The organism is Brevundimonas sp. AAP58 (assembly GCF_001295975.1).
Classification (GTDB): Bacteria; Pseudomonadota; Alphaproteobacteria; order Caulobacterales; family Caulobacteraceae; genus Brevundimonas.
This window is the reverse complement of the sequence record NZ_LJHU01000077.1, coordinates 21,798-40,412: the sequence shown is the minus strand read 5'-3', so window position 1 is coordinate 40,412 and position 18,615 is coordinate 21,798. Positions and strand designations below refer to the sequence as shown.

The following is an 18,615-nucleotide window of genomic DNA, read 5'->3' as shown; positions in this document are numbered from 1 at the left end:
CAGCGCCAATAGTGCCAATGTCCGCCGTCGCCACCGCCATCAGCGCCAATACCGCAAACCCGCCCCAGAGCGGCGCGCGGTTGCTCGTCCGCACCCTGGAGCGGCTGGGGGTCGAGGTGGTGTTCGGCTATCCCGGCGGGGCCATCATGCCGGTCTATGACGCCCTGACCGGCTCGGGCCTGAAGCACATCCTGGTCCGGCATGAGCAGGGCGCTGCCTTCGCCGCCGACGCCTGGGCGCGCTCGACCGGCAAGGTCGGGGTCTGCATGGCGACCTCCGGCCCCGGCGCGACCAACCTGATCACCGGCATCGCCAACGCCATGATGGATTCGGTGCCGATGGTCTGCATCACCGGCAATGTCGCGACCCATCTGATGGGCACCGACGCCTTCCAGGAGATCGACATCCTGGGCGTCACCCTGCCGATCGTGAAGCACAGCTGGGTTGTGCGCGACCCCGCCGATATTCCCGCCGTGATCGAGGAGGCCTTCCACGTCGCGCGCTCGGGCCGGCCGGGCCCGGTTCTGGTCGACCTGCCCAAGGACATCCAGGTCGGGATGGCGGCGGACGACTACGGCTTCCACTATCCAAACGAGGCTGAGCCCCTGGATCACGCGGCGATCGCCGAGGCCGAGCAGCTGATCCGCGCGGCCGAACGCCCGCTGATCTATGTCGGCGGCGGGGTGAAGATCGCGGGCGCGGTCGAGGCCCTGCGCGACTTCGCCGAGCGGACGGGCATCCCGGCGGTCTCGACCCTGAACGCCCTGGGCTCGATCCGCACAGATGCGCCGGGCTTTCTGGGCATGCTGGGCATGCACGGCACCCGTGCCGCCAACGAGGCGGTGCAGGAGAGCGATCTGCTGATCGTCTTTGGTGCCCGCTTCGACGATCGGGCGACCGGCAAGCTGAACGCCTTCGCGCCGCATGCGAAGGTCGTGCATTTCGACATCGACCCGGCCGAGATCGGCAAGCTGCGGGCCGTGCATGTGCCCGTCGTCGGCGACCTGACGGCCGGGATCGAGGCTCTGACGGCGCGGGTCACCACGGCCGCCCTGACCATCGATCCCTGGATCATCCGCTGCACCTCATCGGCCAAGCGCAACGCCTTCCGCTACGACGCGCCGGGAGAGGGGGTCTATGCGCCGGCCCTGTTGAATGAGTTGTCGAAGACGGCCGGCGATACGTTCGTCGCCGCCTGCGACGTCGGCCAGCACCAGATGTGGGTCGCCCAGCACTGCGAATTCTCGCGGCCCGAAGCCCATCTGACGTCCGGCGGTCTGGGGGCCATGGGCTACGGCCTGCCCGCCGGGCTGGGGGCCAAGATGGCCAACCCCGATGCGCACGTCGTGACCGTGTCCGGCGACGGCAGCTTCATGATGAACATCCAGGAGCTGGCGACGCTGCGCCGCTACGGCGTGGCGCTGAAGATCGTGCTGTTGGACAACTCCAGCCTGGGCCTGGTGCGCCAGTGGCAGGAGCTGTTCTTCGAGGAGAACTATTCCGAGGTCGATCTGTCGGACAATCCCGACTTCGTCGCCGTGGCCCAGGCCTTCGGCATCGAGGCCTTCCGAATTAGCCGGCGCGAGGAGGTCTCCGCCGGGATCCAGCGCCTGCTGGATGCGCCCGGCCCCTGCCTCGCGCACGTCCTAATCGACCCGAAAGAGAACGTCTGGCCGCTGGTGCCGCCGGGCAAGTCCAACGCCGAAATGATGCACAACACCCGCTTCGAGGGGGATATCTGATGACCGACACGATCCATATCACCATCGACCGCGCCGACGGTTCGCTCCAGCGCCTGATCGGCCTCGTCGAGCGTCGTGGCTTCCACATCGACGGCATGAGCCTGTCGGACGAGGGGGCCATGCGCCGCGTGTCCATGCAGGTGCGGGGCCGCGACGCCGGGCGCTGCGCCGACAACCTGGGCCGCCAGATCGACAAGCTGCACGGGGCGACCCGCGTCGGCTTCGCCGCTGCGACCTACGGCTTCCAGACCGGGGCGGCGGCATGACCACCGAACCTCGAGTATCCGATCCGAACCGCGTCGTCGTTTTCGACACGACCATGCGGGACGGCGAGCAGGCGCCGGGCTTCTCCATGTCCCCCGCCGACAAAGTGCGCATGGCGCGTCAGCTGAAGGCGCTGGGCGTCGACGTCATGGAGGCGGGCTTCGCCGCCGCCTCTCCGGGCGATGAGGACTGCCTGCGCGCCGTGGTCGGCGAGGTCGCCGAGGACGACAGCGGGCCCGTCTTCTGCTCCCTGTCGCGCTCGACCGAGTCCGACATCGACGCGGCGTGGCGGGGGCTGAGCGCGACCAAGCGGCGGCGCATCCACATCTTCCTGGGCACCAGCCCGATCCACCGCTCGGCCAAGCTGCGGATGACGACGGACCAGGTGATGGACGCCGCCATCCGCTCGGTCCAGTACGCCCGCACCCGGTTCGACGACGTCGAGTTCTCGGCCGAAGACGCGATCCGGACCGAACCGGAGTTTCTGGCCGAGGTGCTGGAGGCCGTGGCCGACGCCGGGGCCACGACCCTGAACGTGCCCGACACCGTCGGCTATTCGACGCCGGAGGAAATCCGCGAGCTGTATCGCTTCCTGATCGCCCGCATCCGGCCCCGGCATCCGGACGTGGTCTTCTCGACCCACTGCCACAACGACCTGGGGCTGGCGGTCGCCAACAGCCTGGCCGCCGTCGAGGGCGGGGCGCGGCAGGTCGAGTCGACCATCAACGGCATCGGCGAGCGGGCCGGAAACGCCTCGCTCGAAGAGGTGGTGATGGCCCTGCGCGTCAGGGCCGAGCGGTTCGGCGTGACGACCGGCATCGACGCGACCAAGCTGGTTTCGACCAGCCGCCTGCTGAGCGAGATCACCCATTCGCCGGTGGTCCGTAACAAGGCCATCGTCGGCATCAACGCCTTCGCCCACGAGGCCGGCATCCACCAGCACGGCATGTTCGCCGACGCCCGCACCTATGAGATCATGCGGCCACAGGACGTGGGCTTTGAGGGCAGCTTCTTCGTGCTCGGCAAGCACTCCGGCCGCCACGCTGTGGCCAAGCGCGCGGAAGTGCTGGGCCATCCCCTGGTCGGCACGCACCTGACCGACGCCTTCGCCGCCTTCAAGGCGCGGGCCGACGAGATCGGCGAGATCAACGACGCCGAGCTGACGGCCATCTGCGTCGCGACCCAGCCGAGGGAGCGCGAACATGCAGCCGCCTAGGACCCTGTTCGACAAGGTCTGGGACCGCCACGTCGTCGTTCCCGAGACCGCCGAGACGCCCGGCGTCCTCTATATCGACCTGCATCTGGTCCACGAGGTCACCAGCCCCCAGGCCTTCACCGAGATCGAGTCGCGGGGCCTGAAGGTCCGGCGGCCGGATCGGACCTTCGCGACCCTGGACCATTCGACCCCGACTCTGCCCGCCGGGCTGAACGGTCTGAAGCCCTATGTCACGCCAGAGGCCGAGGCTCAGGTGCATCGGCTGGAGGCCAACTGCGCTCGGCACGGCGTCACCCTGGCGGGCTGGGATAGCGCCGACCGGGGCGTGGTCCACGTCATGGGGCCGGAGCTGGGCCTCACCCAGCCCGGCATGACCGTCGTCTGCGGCGACAGTCATACGGCGACGCACGGTGCCTTCGGGGCCATTGCCTTCGGTATCGGCACGTCGGAGGTGGCCCATGTGCTGGCGACCCAGTGCCTGATCCAGAGGAAGTCCAAGGCCATGCGGGTGACGGTAGACGGCGCCCTGTCCCCCGGCGTTTCCGGCAAGGACGTGGCCCTGGCCGTCATCGCCGAGCTCGGCTTCGGCGGCGGCACCGGCTTCGTCATCGAATACGCGGGCGAGGCGGTCCGGTCGCTCGACATGGAGGGGCGGATGACGCTGTGCAACATGTCGATCGAGGCGGGCGCGCGGGCCGGCATGATCGCGCCGGACGACAAGACTGTCGCCTGGCTGAGGGGGCGTCGCCACGTCCCGACCGGCGGGGCGTTTGAGCGCGCTGCGGCCGACTGGCTGACGCTCGCGAGCGATCCCGGGGCGACGTTCGACTCCGAGGTGACGATCGACGGCAGTGCCATCAGGCCCATGGCGACCTGGGGCACGACGCCGGATGCGGGGTCCCCCATCGGCTCGCGCGTTCCGGAGCCGAAGTCCGACAGCGACCGCAAGGCCCTGGCCTATATGGGCTTTGAGGCCGGGCAGACGACGACGACCCAGGCGGTCGACGTGGTCTTCATCGGGTCCTGCACCAATGGCCGTTTGCCCGACCTGCGGGCGGCGGCGGACGTGCTGCGCGGCCGCAAGGTCAAGCCGGGTGTGCGCATGCTGGTCGTTCCGGGTTCCGAGGCCGTGCGGCGCGACGCCGAGGCCGAGGGGCTTCACACCGTCTTCACCGAGGCCGGAGCGGAGTGGCGCATCCCAGGCTGTTCCATGTGCATCGCCATGAACGGGGACTTCGTCCTGCCGGGGCAGCTGGCGGTCTCGACCTCGAACCGCAACTTCGAAGGCCGGCAGGGCAAGGGCGCGCGGACCATCCTGGCCAGCCCGGCGACGGCGGCCGCGAGCGCGATCGCGGGCGTGCTGACGGACCCGCGCGTCTATCTGACAGAGGCTGTCGATGCCTGAGCCCCTGAAGACGCTGACCTCCAAGGTGCTGGTCCTGTCCCAGGCCAATATCGACACCGACCAGATCATTCCGGCCCGCTTCCTGACGACCACAAGCCGCGAGGGCCTGGGCCGTCACGCATTCCACGACTGGCGCTACGAGGCCGACGGGACGCCCAAGCCGGAAGCCGTGCTGAACCGGATCGATCCGACAGAGCACCGCATCCTTCTGGCCGGCGACAACTTCGGCTGCGGATCATCGCGGGAGCACGCGCCCTGGGCCCTGGTGGACTACGGCTTCCGCGCCGTCATCTCGACCTCGATCGCCGATATCTTCACCTCCAACGCCCTGAAGAACGGTTTTCTGCCGGTGGTCGTCGATCAGGCGACCTGGGACGATCTGGCGGCGCATCCGGACCAGCCCGTGACCATCGACCTGGAGGCCCAGGAGGTGCGTCGGGGCAACCACGCCCCGGTCGCCTTCGCCGTCGAACCCTTCGCCCGCCAATGCTTGCTGGACGGGGTCGACACCCTGGGCTGGCTGCAGAAGTCCATGCCCGCCATCGAAGCCTATGAGCGCGCCCACGCGCCGGAGCCCGTCTGATGCCCAATACCCGGACCTACAACATCGTCCTCCTGCCCGGCGACGGCGTCGGCCCCGAGGTCACGGCGGCGGCCAAGGCCGTGCTCGGCGTTATCGGCGACTTCTACGGCCACCGCTTCGATTTCGCCGAGCATCTGATCGGCGGCGCGGCCATCGATGCCACCGGCGATCCCCTGCCGCCCGAGACGACCGCCGCCTGTCTGGCGGCCGACGGCGTTCTGCTCGGCGCAGTCGGCGGGCCCCAATGGGACGGCGGCAAGCGACGGCCCGAAGAGGGGCTGCTGGGCATCCGCAAGGCCATGGGCCTGTTCGCCAACCTGCGTCCGCTACAGGTGTCCCCGGTTCTGGCGCATCGCTCGCCGCTGAAGAAGGAGATCGTCGAGGGCGTCGATCTGATCGTGTTCCGCGAGCTGACCGGTGGCGTCTATTTCGGCGAGAAGACCCGGACGGCCGACATGGCCTCGGACCTGTGCATCTACACTGTGCCCGAGATCGAACGGGTGGCGCGCGCCGCCTTCAAGACCGCCCTGCAACGGCGCGGCAAGGTCACCTCGGTCGATAAGGCCAACGTCATGGAGACCAGCCGCCTGTGGCGCGAGGTCGTGACCCGCATCCACGCCGAGGAGTTCCCGCAGGTGAGGCTGGAGCACGCCCTGGTTGACTCCATGGCGATGCACCTGATCCGCAAGCCCCGCGAATACGATGTCATCCTGACCGAGAACATGTTCGGCGACATCCTGTCCGATGAGATCAGCGTGCTGGGCGGGTCGATCGGCCTGCTGCCGTCGGCGTCGCTGGGCGAATCGGGGCCTGGCCTGTTCGAGCCCATCCACGGCTCTGCGCCCGACATCGCGGGTCAGGACCTGGCCAATCCGGTCGGAACCATTCTGTCGGCGGCCATGATGCTGCGCCACAGCCTGGATATGGAGGACGAGGCGTCGTCCATCGAGGCGGCGGTGGCGGCGGTGCTGGCGGCGGGCGCGGTCACGGCCGATCTGGGCGGTGAGCTCGGCACCCGGACGGCGGCGGGGGCGGTCATCGACGCCATCAAGGCGATCCACTGGGCGGCCTCGCATCGGGTACAGATGCACTGGGGATGATCCGGGGTTAACCTTTTCGTCGCGGAGCCGTCACACAGTTGCGTTGTGCGTTGCAGCGAAGTTTCGGAGCAATAATCTTTTCAATGGCCGCGGATATGTGCTCTCTAGCACACGAAACTTGCGCAAAACCGCAATATACCCCTTGCGCCGAACAGCGTTGCGGTAAACAGTTCGCAACTGCGAGATCGAAGAGGGGATGCTCATGTCGCAGTTGCTTAATCGACTTCCGGGGGCGATCGCCCTCTGTCTGCTGACCGCAGCACTGTTCTACGCCGGGGGTGCCTTCGCGGCATCCGCCGAGCCTGTAACGGCCGCGGCCGCCGCCGTCGCCGAAACGGCCGAAGCCGTGACCACCGAAGCCGCCGCTGCCGTCGAGGCGGTCGCCGCGCCTGAGGAAGAGGCCGCTCCGGCCCCCGTGCTTCTGGCCCATCAGGCGGTGGCCGAACCTGACGCCGCCGCCAGCTCGTGGATCCTGACCTCCACGGCGCTGGTCCTGTTGATGACCCTGCCGGGCCTGGCCCTGTTCTACGGTGGCATGGTGAGGCGCAAGAACGTCATCGCCACCATCACCCAGTCTCTGGGCGTCGCCGCCGTGGTCAGCCTGGCCTGGTTCGCGGCGGGCTATTCTCTGGCCTTCGGCGTCGGCCAGCCGATGTTGGGCTTCGACGGCGACACGGTGCAGTCGTTCATCGGTAGCCTCGACGCCGCCTTCCTAAACGGCGTGACCATGGAGACGGCCTATTCCGCCGCGCCGGGTTTGCCGGAGTATCTCTGGATCGCCTTCCAGCTGACCTTCGCCATCATCACACCAGCGCTTGTGACCGGTGCCTTCGCCGAACGGATCAAGTATTCGGCGCTCCTGCTGTTCACCGGCCTGTGGACGCTCCTCGTCTATGCCCCGATCTGCCACTGGGTCTGGGGCGGCGGCTTCCTGGGCTCGGCGGGCGTGCTCGACTTCGCCGGTGGCGCGGTGGTGCACGTCAACTCCGGTGTCGCGGGTCTGGTCTGCGCCCTCTTCATGGGGCCGCGCAAAGGCTATGGTGCCGAGGTCATGAACGCCCACAACCCGGTCCTGACCATGATCGGGGCGTCTCTGCTGCTCGTCGGCTGGATCGGCTTCAACGCCGGCTCGGCCTGGGCGGCCGACGCCATCGCGGGCGTGGCCTTGCTCAACACCCTGCTGGCCGCCTTCGCCGCCTCCCTGACCTGGAAGATCGTCGAGGTGATGGAGAAGAAGAAGCCGTCGCTGATCGGCGTGCTGTCCGGCTTGGTCGCCGGTCTGGTGGCCATCACCCCGGCGGCGGGCTTCGTCGATCCCAAGGGCGCGGTCATCATCGGCCTGATCGCCGGTCCGGTCTGCTACGCCTCGTCGGTCTGGCTGAAGAAGCTGCTGCGCTATGACGACAGCCTGGACGCCTTCGGCATCCACGGCGCGGGCGGCCTGCTGGGTGCTATCCTGACCGGCGTCTTCGCCACCACGGCGGTGAACAGCCTGTCGGAAGGGGCCAACATCCCGACCCAGGCCATGGGCCTGGCCTGGACCATCGCCTGGTCCGCCGTTTTGACTTTCCTCATCCTGGTGATCTGCAAGTTCACCACCGGGCTGCGCGTCAGTGACGCTCAGGAGGCCGAGGGCCTGGACACCACCCTCCACGGAGAGGCGCTGGAAGGCGCCTGAGTGCCGCGTACCCGCCGGGGGCGATCCTCCCTTCGTGCCCGGCGGGCCCAATCCAACATCATCACGAGGGGATATCGAGATGAGACTGCAGACCACCTTCGCCGCGCTCGCCGCCGCGCTTCTGACTGGCACCGCTTCGGCCGTCTCGGCCCAGGACGTGGACATCGCCTTCAACGCCGCCGTCAGCACCGACTATGTCTTCCGGGGCGTCAGCCAGACCAATGAGGATCCGGCGATCTCGGGCGGCGTCGATCTGACCGCCGGTTCCTTCTACGCCGGGGCCTGGGCATCGAACGTCGACTTCGGCGATGACACCGATCTCGAGGTCGATCTCTACGGCGGATTCCGCACCGAGGCGGGGGGCTATGCGCTCGACTTCGGCGTGGTGGGCTACCTCTATGGCAATGCGCCGGGTGGGGCCGACTATGACTACGTCGAGTTCAAGGCTGCGGCCTCGCGCGCCGTGGGGCCGTTCACCGGGGGTGTGGCCCTGTACGTCTCGCCCGACTTCTTCGGCGTCGACGACGAGGCGGCCTATCTGGAGCTGAACGGTGCCTATGCCACGACGGTCGGCTGGACGGTGTCCGGCGCGGTCGGTCAGCAGTGGCTGGACGTATCCGACGACTACGTCACCTGGAACCTCGGCGCAGCCTATGCCGTGACCGACAACCTGACGCTGGACCTGCGTTATCACGACACCGACATCAACGGCCTGGCTATCGCCGAGGACCGCTTCGTGGCGACGGTGAAGGCAGCGTTCTGAGAAACGACAACAGCGCTCTCCCTGCCCCTGCGGGGCAGGGCAGATCGCGAAGCGATCGGATGGGGGCGGCAAGGCCATACAGTGGCAATGCCGGGCATTGGGCGCGCCCGGCCGTCCCCACCCGGTCTCCGCTGCGCTCCGACCACCCTCCCCCGAGGGGGAGGGAGAGATCCTTGACTACCGCCCGTAACGCTCGGCCACTGGAGCATAACGGTCCCAGACCTGCCGGTCGGCCAGCGAGCGCAACAGCTTGATATATTCCGCGTGGGTCCACGCCAGCGGCGTCGCCGAATTCGTGCCTTGGCCGGGGTCATAGTTGAATCGCGTGCGGTTGCCGACGCCGTCCCAGACCTGTTCAGGCAACAACAGACCTCCATTGGCGAAGCTCTCCATACCGGCGACGTAGGTGTCACGGATGCGGGCGAGTTCGCCGGGAGAGGCCGAGCCGCCCTGAAGCGCCCGCGCCAGTTCGTAGTGTCCGCGCTCTCCGGTGAAGAAGGGCCAGACCCGGCCGCGCTGGCCGGGCGTCATGCCGCCGACGCCGTAGCTTCCGCCCGTCTCGACATTCTCGCCGTAGCCGTCGTTGCCGTAGCGGCGGAAGGCCGGAAAGCCGTTGAGGTCATAGCGGACCCGCAGCCGATCCTCTCGGGTCTGATCGTCATACTCGGGCAGGGTGGCCAGGATCGACGGCGCATCGGCCCGGCGCACGCCATAGCGCACCAGCTCCAGGAAGCCGCCGTCGACGATCTGATCCTCGGGCAGGCCCTGCTGGGCGTTGGCCTCGCCGATCGGAGCGCGGTCGTTCGGATCCTCGTTGCGGGTGATGCGCACGAAGTATTCGCCATCGCCCAGCGAGCCGTTCGTCGTGAACATCCGGCTCTCGATCTTTGAGGCATAGTCGTCGGCGGTGGCCAGATAGCGGTCGGCGGAGGCCGTGTCGCCCGACGCCCGGGCGATCTCGGCGGCGGTCACCAGCCCCGCCACCACGGCGGCGGTGGTGGACGGAGAATAGCCCTCCTGCTCTTCCCACCGCTCCTGCTGGGTCCAAGGCGGGGTCACGGTGCGGTCGTTCCAGAGGATGCCCAGCGTGCCGCCGTCGACCAGGAAGTCTGCGGCCGGCTTGATCATGTCGCGGTACATCCGCGCCATCTCGGCGTCGGAGACCACGCCGTCCTTCCACAGCCGCCAGCCCAGCATGATCGGCATGGCCGTCTGGTCCAGCTGGACCGCGACCCATTCGATGGTCCCGTCGACCCAGGTCTTCTGCAGGAACCAGCCGGTGGCGCCCGTATTGCCCGGCGTCTCGGCGCGGACCTGGACCTGGGGCAGGTAGCGGAAGGCCGCCAGCGGCGTCTCGGTGTCGCCCAGCGCCAGCATGGCCATGGCCACCTGATAGAAGTCGCGCGGCCAGACGGCCTTGTAGCCGGTCGAGGGGTTGGTCGCGTCCACCGTGTCGCCCCAGGGGTTTGACAGGCTGGCGATCAGGGCACCGGCATAGGTGCGATCCTCCTGGACCTTCAGCATCAGGGCCGAGGAATAGGCGAGCCTGCCGCCGTCGGTGGACTGTTCGGCGAGCCGGGGCAGCTGGTCCAGCGAGGCGATGTAGTCCTCCCAGCCGACCGCCGCGCCTTCGCCGTTGAAGTTGGCCAGCACCGTCTCGTAGCCCGTGGCCAGGGCTCCGTCGGCCGCGCCTTCCGCGCCCTCGCGCGTTTCGCCGAAGCCGATGACGAAGTCGCGGGTCAGGCTCTCTCCCGCCCGGATCGTCGGCAGGCCGCCCGCCAGCATGATGTTACCACCCTCGTCGCCGGTCGAGCGATAGGCGATGTCCAGATCGCCGTCCGCCAGATCGGCGAGGGGATCAGACGCGCCGACGAACCCCACACTGGCGGTCTCGAAGGGTGCGCCGGGGCGCAGCAGCAGATGAGTGTCGCCCTCGAAGGCGTGCAGCGCTTCGGGCCTCGCCTCGCCGCGGTCCCCGACGCCGGTGTTGGCCACATGCGGCTCCAGCAGCAGCCAGGGCGTGACGTCGGACGACAGCGCGCGGACTGTGACGCGCATCATCAGGGCCTGTCGATCCGGATCGGTGAAGACGTGCTTCTCGATTTCGAAGCGACCGTTCCGGTCGGTGGTGGTGACGCGATAGGCGGGGGACAGGGGGCGACCCTGGGCGTCGGTGTGAAGATACTCGGTGCGGTCGGTCGTATCGGGGCCTTCGACGGCCAGGCCGCTTTCGGTGGCGACGGCGAAGCGCAGTTGCTTGATCTGGGCCTCGTGGATCAGGCCGTACATGGTCTCGGTCAGGACGCCGTCGGCGATGGAGAACCACACCCGCGACACTACGCCGGTCGGTCCGCCGTCCTGATAACGGCCATCGACATAGGCTTCGTAGGACGAGCCCGCGCCGGTCTTGGCGGCGTTGACCCAGGTTGGCTGGTCGCCCGGCGCGCCGGGGGCAATGGCGACGTCGGCCGGAACGGAAACGGCACCCTGCATCCGCATCGGCTGGGGCAGCAGGGCGCAGGCGCTGAGCGCCAGAGCGGCCGATCCGGCCATCAGGATCGAGGTCAGTCTACGCATGGCGGTCACTCTCAGGCAGCGGGAAGAAGGAAGGTCAGGGGCACGTCGAGGCGGCTGTTCCAGCTCTTCTCGTTGTGTTCGGCGGTCGGGAAGACTAGCGTCTTGAACCGGTCGGGGCCCCAGCCAGCGTCGCGGATCACCGCGTCGATGCGCGACTGAAAGAAGGCGTAGAACTGATCCAGCGTCTCGTCGCCCCGGTCCATGTAGAGGCGGTGGGTCGCCGGGTCGGGTAGACCGCGCCGGATGACGTCGGACCAGGCCTGGACCACCGCCTCACGCCAGGTGTTGAGCGCATCGCCCTCCAGCCGCTCCAGACGCAAGGGCCAGTGGGTCGACAGGCAGCCGGCGGCTCCGAAGACGTTCGGATGCTTCATCATGGCGTAGAGAGAAATCAATCCGCCCATGCTGCTTCCCATCAACATCGTGTCGTCCCGGCCGGGCAGGGTGCGGTATTCGGCGTCGATGCGGGGCTTCAGCTCCTCGACCAGGAACCGCAGATAGGCGTCGGACAGGGGCGGGCCGCCGTACATCGGCATCAGGCTGTCGCGGACCTCGACCGGCAGGGCGTCGATCAGGTCGGCGGGCACATATTCGCGCAGGCGCAGCGGCGTGTTCCAGACGCCGACGACGATGGGCGCGCGCACCTGACCGGTCTCGATCAGCCGCACCAGATGCTCGTCCACGCCCCATTCGCCGAATGCCGCGCGGGCTGGATCGAACAGGTTCTGGCCGTCGTGCATGTAGAGGACGGGATGGCGGTCGGGGCCCGCGTCATAGCCGGGCGGAAGCCAGACGGTGACATTCCGGGGTCCGAGATGCGCCGAGGCGACGGCCTCGTACTCGACCAGTCGACCGCCTGCGATCGCGCCCGTTTGGGCGAGCGCCGAGCCGGCGAAAGGCAGGGCGGCGAGGGTCGCCAACAGGTCGCGCCGGTTCACGCCTTCACCTCCTTGACCCTCAGGCTCATGGCCGCGGCGATGAAGAAGCTGATCCCGCCGACGACTAGCGCCCAGATCGCCTGGGACTGGAACAGGGCGTTCAGCATCAGGCCCAGAAGGGTGGCGGCCACCAGCTGGGGCACCACGATGAAGATGTTGAACACCCCCATGTAGACGCCCATCTTCCGGCCCGGCACGGCGCTGGACAGAATGGCGTAGGGCATCGAGACGATCGACGCCCAGGCGATGCCCACCCCGACCATCGGCAGCCACAGCATCTGTGGATCGCGGATCAGGAAGATGCCGATCAGGCCGATCCCGCCCATAGCGAGCGCCACCGCATGGGTGCCGCGCTTGCCGATGCGGCGCGCTAGAACCGGCAGGCCGAACGCCACCAGGGCCGCGACGCCGTTGTAGACGCCGAACAGCACGCCGACCCAGTCCGCGCCCTCGTTGTAGGCCGCCGAGGTCGTGTCCGAAGACCCGAAGTGGACGGCGGTCACGGCTGCGGTGGTGTAGATCCACATGGCGAACAGGGCGAACCAGCTAAAGAACTGAACGACCGCCAGCCCGCGCATGGTCTCGGGCATGCCGAACATGTCGTCGAGCACTTCGGTCAGACCATTGGATTTGGCGGCGCGGCGCAAGGCGGCGACGATCAGCTGCAACGCGCCGAAGCCCGCGACGAAACCAGCCAGGACATAAAGCTCCTTGCCGACGGCCTTGCGCCAGTCCTCGATCTCGGCGGGCAGGGCGGCGGCCTGGTCGCGCACGAACCAGACAGCGAGGAAGGCGAGCGCGCCGGCGATCAGCCACAGCATACCGCCCGACAGATAGCGCGAGGCGGGACGCATCGCCTCATGGGCCAGGGGTGCGGTGCGAGCACCTTCGAAGGCGTCGATCTGTTCGGGGCTGTATTCCTTCGTCGAGAAGACGGTCCACAGCACGGCCGTCAGCATGAAGGCTGCGCCCACGTAGAAGCTGATCCGCACGCTGTCCGGCACGATGCCTTCCGGCGCGGTATTGGCCACCCCGATCTGCGTCAGCACCCACGGCAGACAGGAGGCGAAGACCGCGCCCGTGCCGATGAAGAAGCTCTGCATCGCATAGCCCGTGGCCCGCTGTTCCTCGGGCAAGTTGTCGCCGACGAAGGCGCGGAACGGCTCCATGGTGACGTTGATCGCCGCGTCCATGATCCAAAGCGTCGCCGCTGCCATCCAGAGGACGGGGGCATTGGGCATGAAGACCAGGGCGATGGTCGTGGCGACCGCGCCGAACAGGAAATAGGGCCGCCGCCGTCCCAGCGGCCCCCAGGTCTTGTCGCTGAAATGGCCGATGATCGGCTGGACGATCAGGCCGGTCAGGGGCGCGGCGATCCACAGGATAGCCAGGCTGTCGACCTCGGCGCCCAGCGTCTGGAAGATGCGGCTGGTGTTGGCGTTCTGCAGGCCGAAGCCGATCTGGATGCCGAAAAAGCCGACGCACATGTTCCAGATGGCCAGCCGCGTCAGGCGCGGCCGCACGCTGGGAAAGGTCGCGGACAGGGTCAACGCCGCGCCCTCCCCAGCGGCACGAAGCGGATGGCCTGGCCGCCGCCGGGAGCGAGCACGAGCGTCAGGGTCTCGGCCGAGGTGACCTCGCGCTGCTCGATGACGATGTCGGTACGGCTGCGGCCGTTGCCGTCGCGCCAGTCGGCGTTCGGCCCATCGCGATAGATTTCTGCGCGATAGCGCACGCCGGGCTCGAGGAAGTTCAGGTCCGCCGACAGCACCCGCGGATGCTCGTCGGTGATGGAGCCCAGGAACCACTCCCGCCCATCGCGCTCGCGCCGTGCAATGGTGACGTAGTCGCCGATCTCGCCATTCAGGACGCGGGTCTCGTCCCAGTCCACCGCCACGTCCTTGATGAACTGGAACGGCCCGGGGTTGGCCTCGTAGTTGTCCAGCAGGTCGGCCGCCATCTGCAGCGGGCTGTAGATGGTGACATACAGCGCCAGCTGCTTGGCCCACGTCGTGGCGATGCCGTCCGGGCTGCGCGTCTCCATGCCGAAGATGCCCGGCGTATAGTCCATCGGCCCGGCCAGCAGGCGCGTGAAGATCAGATTGACCTCGTGCTCGGGCGGATTGCCCGGCTGGCCCCAGGCGCTGAACTCCATGCCGCGCGCGCCTTCGCGGGTGACCATGTTGGGCCAGGTGCGGCGCAGGCCCGTGTCCTTGAAGGGCTCGTGCGGATTGACGGAGATTCGACGCTCGGCGGCTTCCAGGGCCACGGCGAGGTGGTGACGCGCCATGGCCTGGCTTTCGTGCCAGGCGAAGGTCGGCTGGCCGTCAGGCCCGGTGACTCTCGCCCCGCCGGCGTCGGCGACGTAGCCGGTCTTCACTGCCCCGATGCCGAGGCGCTCATAGAGGTCGAAGCCGGCCTCCATCTGCTGCTCGTAGTGGTAGGCGTTACCGCCGGTCTCATGGTGGCCGATGATCTGTACGCCGCGCTCGCGGGCATAGGCGGCCAAGCCTTCCAGATCGACGTCCGGATAGGGCTGGGTGAAGGAATAGTCCCAGCCGTTGCCAAACCAGTTGCCGTCCCAGCCAACGTTCCAGCCCTCGACCAGCACCCCGCCGAAGCCGTGCTCGGCGGCGAAGTCGATGTGACGCCGGATATTCTCATTGGTCGCGCCGTGACGCGGGCCCGAGGCCCAGGTTTTGGTGTCCAGATGCATTTCCCACCAGACGCCGACGTACTTCATCGGCTGGACCCAGCTGACGTCGCCCAGGGCATTGGGCTCGTTCAGGTTCAGGATCAGGCTGGATTCGACCAGCGCTCCGGCCGTGTCGGTGATCTGCAGCGTCCGCCACGGGGTGGGGAAGGGGGCGTCCCTCTCGACCGCCGCATTCGTGAATCCGGGGGTCAGGGCCGCGACGAAGCGGCGGCCCTCTGACCGGCGCAGGTTCATGCCGGAATAGTCCACCAGCGCCGCTTCATGGATCGAGACGTGCAGGCCGGAATCGAGCCGCATCGTCATGGGCGTCTGCGTCGTCCCCGCGCCCTCGATGGGCGTGCGGTGATAGAGGTATTCCTCGCGGTTCCATTCCCAGGCGGGGATCCACCAGGCCTCGCCGTCCTCAGCGATGTTGAACTCGGTCAGCTCCGAACCGATGCGGACGGTGCGCAAGGCATCCTGCTCGGGAAACTCGTAGCGGAAGCCCAGGCCATCGTCATAGACGCGGAAGACGACGTCGAACGTCCGGCGCAGGTCGGCGCGCTCGGTGAAGGTGACGCGCAGCTCACGGTAATGATTGCGGATTTCGCGCCGCTCGCCCCATGGCTGCTCCCAGGTGTCGTCATGATCGGTGGGTGGCCGCGCGGTCAGCTCCAGGCCGCGCTCCAGCTTGGGCGCGTCGGTCAGGATGAAGCCCAGCCGTGAGGGTTCGATCACCGGGCGGCCCAGGCGGCTCACGGCATAACTGGGGCGACCGTCGCCGTCTGTTGTGACGCTGACAACCAGTGCGCCATTCGGGGAGGTCACCGACGCCAACGGCCGTTCCTGTGCGACCGAGGGCAAGGCCAAGGCCAGGAAGGCGAGGATCATCAACAGACTACGCATGGTGTTCACTCCCTGGGGGCTTCTATAGCGAAGCTCTTGCCAAGCGCCTCGCCCGGTGGGCAGATGCGCCGATGACGTGTTTTGCAGCAAAATTTGCACTGGTGATCCGGTGAGCCGCCGGTCGACCCGCCTTGAGGACATCGCGGCCCTGGCCGGAGTGTCCATCTCGACCGCGTCGCGGGCGCTCAATGACCATCCCGCCGTCAACGACCGCACCAAGCAGAAGATCTGGAAGCTGGCGCGCGAGCACGACTATCCGTTTCGCCGCTACATGCCGGCCGGCCCCATCGGGGCGTCTGGCACCATCGCCGTGGTGACACCGCGTCCGCAGGGCCGGGAGGGTCGACTCAGCGACCCGTTCTTTCTGGAACTTCTGGCTGGGGTCGGCGAGGCCGCCCGCGAGCGCGGCTGCGACATCGTTCTGAGCCACGTCTCGCCCCAGAACCTCGACGACCTGAACGCCGCCATGACCACCAACCGAGCGGACGGCGTGATCTTCCTGGGCCAGTCGACCCTGCACTCTGCCTTCAACCGCATGGCCGAGACCGACGGACGCTTCGTGGTCTGGGGCGCCGAACTCCCGGATCAGGTCTACTGCTCCATCGGCTCGGACAATGTCAGCGGCGGCCGCCGCGCGACGGCCCATCTGGCGCGCCTGGGCCGCAAGCGCATCGTCTTCCTTGGCGACCTCGATCCGCCCGAGGCCATGCAGCGCCAGCGCGGCTATGTCGAGGCTCTCGACGCGGCCGGTCTGGGCGTCGACCCGGACCTGATCCTTCCCGCTCACTTCGAGGTCGAGAGCGCCGAGGGAGCGGTCGATTCCATGCTGCGGCGCGGGCTCGATTTCGACGGTATTGTCTGCGCGTCGGACCTGATCGCGCTGGGGGCCGTGCGCGCCCTGCTGCATGGCGGCAAACGCGTGCCCGACGATGTCTCCGTCATCGGCTTCGACAATGTGCCGTTCAGCCGCTACTCGCGCCCGGCACTTTCGACCATCGCCCAGGACACGATGAAAGCCGGCCGGCTGATGGTGTCCAAGCTGCTGGACCACGCCGGGGAGGGTGGAGGGCGCTCCGAGCGCATCCCCACCGACCTGATCGTGCGCGAGACCTGCGGCGGTTGAGGTCATTCAGCGGGGCTCGCTCAGGACCAGCCCGGCCAGCGGTGGCAACTCGCCTGGCCACGGGTCGGAACAGTTGACTGCCTGAACCACGCCCCAGCCCGCGGGCGGACGCCAGGCGATCGGATCGTGGCCAATGTTGAAGGCGCAGAGCAGGTTCTCATCCCATTCCTGCCGCGTGAACAGCAGCAGGTGATCGGGCGAATCCAGCATGGTCATCGATCCAGTCCGCAGGGCCGGATGAGCCTTCCTGAGCGCGATCAGACGGCGCGCCAGATGTAGGGTCGCCGAGGGATCCTTCTCCTGCTCAGCCACGGCCAGCGCCCGGTGGCGCGGATCGACCGGCAGCCAGGGCTCGGCCTCCGAGAAGCCCGCGAAGCCGTTGTCGGCCTTCCACGGCATGGGTGTGCGCGCCCCGTCGCGCCCCAGGGTCTCGGGCCAGTTGATGATGGCTTCGGGATCGACCAGCCGCTCGAACGGCACCTTGGCCTGGGGCAGTCCCAGCTCCTCGCCCTGATAGACGAAGACGTTGCCGCGCAGCGTCATGAGCAGCAGCAGCGCCATCTCGGCGAAGGCCTTCTCGTCGCGGCCCTCGACCCAGCGTGACAAGGCGCGCGGCGCGTCGTGGTTGGAGAAGGTCCAGGACGGCCAGCCTTCACCTGGTCCGCCCGGCCACATGGCGGGGCCCCGGTCGACAAGGTCGGTCGTCAGCCGGTCGGCGTAGAGATAGAGGAACCCATAGGCCGAATGCAGCCGGTCCGGCCCCTGGGTGTAGAGCTTCATTTCCTCATTGGCCCGCTCGCCGCCGACCTCGGCGACCAGGAAGCGGTCGTCGCCATAGCTGTCAGCCACCTGTCTCAGGCGTGTCAGGAAGGCGGGGATGTCCTCGTGCGACTGGTTGAAGAAGTGGTGCTGATAGTCGAATGGCCGCGTCCGCTTGCCAGGCGTCAAGACGGGCGGATTATCGGTCAGCGCCGGGTCGTGCATCGAGAAGTTCAGCGCGTCGCAGCGGAAGCCATCCACCCCCCGATCCAGCCAGAACCGCGCGACCGACAGCAGGGCCTCCTGCACCTCCGGGTTCCTGACGTTGAGCTGCGGCTGCTCCTTCAGGAAGTTGTGCATGTAGTACTGGTGCCGGCGCGCGTCCCAGGTCCAGGCCGGGCCGCCGAACACCGACTGCCAGTTCGAGGGCGGCGTGCCGTCCGGCTTGGGATCGGCCCAGACGTACCAGTCCGCCTTGGGATTGGACTTGTCCTGGCGACTTTCCTGGAACCAGGCGTGCAGGTCCGAGGTGTGCGAATAGACCTGGTCGATGATGACCTTCAGGCCCAGTCGGTGGGCCTTTTCCACCAGCCGGTCGAAGTCATCCATCGTGCCGAAGATTGGATCGATGCCGAGGTAATCGGCGACGTCGTAGCCGAAGTCCTTCATGGGCGAGGTGAAGAAGGGCGATAGCCAGACCCCGTCCACGCCCAGCGAGGCGATGTGCTCCAGATGCTCGGTCACGCCCGGTAGGTCGCCAATTCCGTCACCGTTGGTGTCGGCGAAGCTGCGGGGATAGACCTGATAGATCACCGCCCCGCGCCACCACTCGCGGCGGGGCTCGGCCACCGCGATGGGTAGGCTGT

General features: G+C 67.9%; 14 protein-coding genes. 9 read left to right on the top strand and 5 right to left on the bottom strand.

Translation table 11 applies throughout. The features are described from left to right. Positions 1 to 17 precede the first annotated feature (17 nt). From ilvG to IP78_RS10850, 8 genes are all read left to right on the top strand, one after another. On the top strand, positions 18 to 1,742 hold the full coding sequence (gene ilvG, locus IP78_RS10885) for an acetolactate synthase 2 catalytic subunit (protein ID WP_054111706.1): 1,725 nt from the start codon (positions 18 to 20) through the stop codon (positions 1,740 to 1,742). Next, positions 1,742 to 2,008, top strand: coding sequence for an ACT domain-containing protein (locus IP78_RS10880; RefSeq protein ID WP_029414732.1), 267 nt, complete (start codon positions 1,742 to 1,744; stop codon positions 2,006 to 2,008). Before ilvG ends, IP78_RS10880 begins: the two co-directional genes overlap by 1 nt. Further along, the gene (locus IP78_RS10875; protein ID WP_054111705.1) at positions 2,005 to 3,222 is read left to right on the top strand and encodes a 2-isopropylmalate synthase; all 1,218 of its coding nucleotides are present in this window, start codon (positions 2,005 to 2,007) and stop codon (positions 3,220 to 3,222) included. The genes IP78_RS10880 and IP78_RS10875 overlap by 4 nt, the downstream gene beginning before the upstream one ends. Continuing rightward, complete coding sequence (leuC, locus tag IP78_RS10870; RefSeq protein WP_054111704.1) at positions 3,209 to 4,627, top strand: 3-isopropylmalate dehydratase large subunit; 1,419 nt, start codon at positions 3,209 to 3,211, stop codon at positions 4,625 to 4,627. Before IP78_RS10875 ends, leuC begins: the two co-directional genes overlap by 14 nt. Beyond that, the gene (leuD, locus tag IP78_RS10865) at positions 4,620 to 5,210 is read left to right on the top strand and encodes a 3-isopropylmalate dehydratase small subunit (RefSeq protein WP_054111703.1); all 591 of its coding nucleotides are present in this window, start codon (positions 4,620 to 4,622) and stop codon (positions 5,208 to 5,210) included. The genes leuC and leuD overlap by 8 nt, the downstream gene beginning before the upstream one ends. Continuing rightward, on the top strand, positions 5,210 to 6,310 hold the full coding sequence (gene leuB / locus IP78_RS10860) for a 3-isopropylmalate dehydrogenase (RefSeq protein WP_054111702.1): 1,101 nt from the start codon (positions 5,210 to 5,212) through the stop codon (positions 6,308 to 6,310). The genes leuD and leuB overlap by 1 nt, the downstream gene beginning before the upstream one ends. A 202-nt stretch (positions 6,311 to 6,512) precedes the next feature. Beyond that, positions 6,513 to 7,988 carry an ammonium transporter gene (locus tag IP78_RS10855; RefSeq protein WP_156320376.1) on the top strand — a complete coding sequence of 492 codons (1,476 nt, stop codon included), beginning with the start codon at positions 6,513 to 6,515 and terminating at the stop codon, positions 7,986 to 7,988. 79 nt (positions 7,989 to 8,067) lie between these two features. Next, complete coding sequence (locus IP78_RS10850; RefSeq protein WP_054111701.1) at positions 8,068 to 8,751, top strand: TorF family putative porin; 684 nt, start codon at positions 8,068 to 8,070, stop codon at positions 8,749 to 8,751. Between the two features lie 177 nt (positions 8,752 to 8,928). Here the strand turns inward: IP78_RS10850 and IP78_RS10845 are convergent, their stop codons facing one another. The 4 genes from IP78_RS10845 to IP78_RS10830 form a co-directional block, all read right to left on the bottom strand. Continuing rightward, a complete protein-coding gene (locus tag IP78_RS10845) occupies positions 8,929 to 11,250 on the bottom strand; it encodes a glucan 1,4-alpha-glucosidase (RefSeq protein ID WP_369814690.1) in 2,322 nt (773 codons plus the stop codon). Positions 11,251 to 11,339: 89 nt separating this feature from the next. Then, positions 11,340 to 12,266 (bottom strand): alpha/beta hydrolase, encoded by a 927-nt coding sequence (locus IP78_RS10840; RefSeq protein ID WP_197272439.1) that lies wholly within the window; start codon positions 12,264 to 12,266, stop codon positions 11,340 to 11,342. Continuing rightward, the gene (locus tag IP78_RS10835) at positions 12,263 to 13,753 is read right to left on the bottom strand and encodes an MFS transporter (protein WP_054111723.1); all 1,491 of its coding nucleotides are present in this window, start codon (positions 13,751 to 13,753) and stop codon (positions 12,263 to 12,265) included. The genes IP78_RS10840 and IP78_RS10835 overlap by 4 nt, the downstream gene beginning before the upstream one ends. 59 nt (positions 13,754 to 13,812) lie before the next feature. Further along, positions 13,813 to 15,867: a glycoside hydrolase family 97 protein gene (locus tag IP78_RS10830; RefSeq protein WP_054111699.1), complete on the bottom strand. Its 2,055-nt coding sequence runs from the start codon at positions 15,865 to 15,867 to the stop codon at positions 13,813 to 13,815. 109 nt (positions 15,868 to 15,976) lie between these two features. Here IP78_RS10830 and IP78_RS10825 point away from each other — a divergent pair, with 109 nt between their 5' ends. After that, positions 15,977 to 16,990, top strand: coding sequence for a LacI family DNA-binding transcriptional regulator (locus IP78_RS10825; protein WP_054111698.1), 1,014 nt, complete (start codon positions 15,977 to 15,979; stop codon positions 16,988 to 16,990). A 6-nt stretch (positions 16,991 to 16,996) separates the two neighbouring features. Here the strand turns inward: IP78_RS10825 and IP78_RS10820 are convergent, their stop codons facing one another. Next, on the bottom strand, positions 16,997 to 18,598 hold the full coding sequence (locus IP78_RS10820) for an alpha-glucosidase (protein ID WP_054111697.1): 1,602 nt from the start codon (positions 18,596 to 18,598) through the stop codon (positions 16,997 to 16,999). Positions 18,599 to 18,615: the final 17 nt, after the last annotated feature.

Bases quoted from the DNA above. Each gene is read 5' to 3' on its own strand.
- ilvG (WP_054111706.1), top strand. From the start codon at position 18: ATGTCCGCCGTCGCCACCGCCATCAGCGCCAATACCGCAAACCCGCCC.
- IP78_RS10845 (WP_369814690.1), bottom strand. From the start codon at position 11,250: ATGCGGATGCAGGGTGCCGTTTCCGTTCCGGCCGACGTCGCCATTGCC.
- IP78_RS10875 (WP_054111705.1), top strand. From the start codon at position 2,005: ATGACCACCGAACCTCGAGTATCCGATCCGAACCGCGTCGTCGTTTTC.
- IP78_RS10855 (WP_156320376.1), top strand. From the start codon at position 6,513: ATGTCGCAGTTGCTTAATCGACTTCCGGGGGCGATCGCCCTCTGTCTG.
- IP78_RS10835 (WP_054111723.1), bottom strand. From the start codon at position 13,753: ATGTGCGTCGGCTTTTTCGGCATCCAGATCGGCTTCGGCCTGCAGAAC.
- leuD (WP_054111703.1), top strand. From the start codon at position 4,620: ATGCCTGAGCCCCTGAAGACGCTGACCTCCAAGGTGCTGGTCCTGTCC.
- leuC (WP_054111704.1), top strand. From the start codon at position 3,209: ATGCAGCCGCCTAGGACCCTGTTCGACAAGGTCTGGGACCGCCACGTC.
- IP78_RS10830 (WP_054111699.1), bottom strand. From the start codon at position 15,867: ATGCGTAGTCTGTTGATGATCCTCGCCTTCCTGGCCTTGGCCTTGCCC.
- IP78_RS10850 (WP_054111701.1), top strand. From the start codon at position 8,068: ATGAGACTGCAGACCACCTTCGCCGCGCTCGCCGCCGCGCTTCTGACT.
- IP78_RS10880 (WP_029414732.1), top strand. From the start codon at position 1,742: ATGACCGACACGATCCATATCACCATCGACCGCGCCGACGGTTCGCTC.
- leuB (WP_054111702.1), top strand. From the start codon at position 5,210: ATGCCCAATACCCGGACCTACAACATCGTCCTCCTGCCCGGCGACGGC.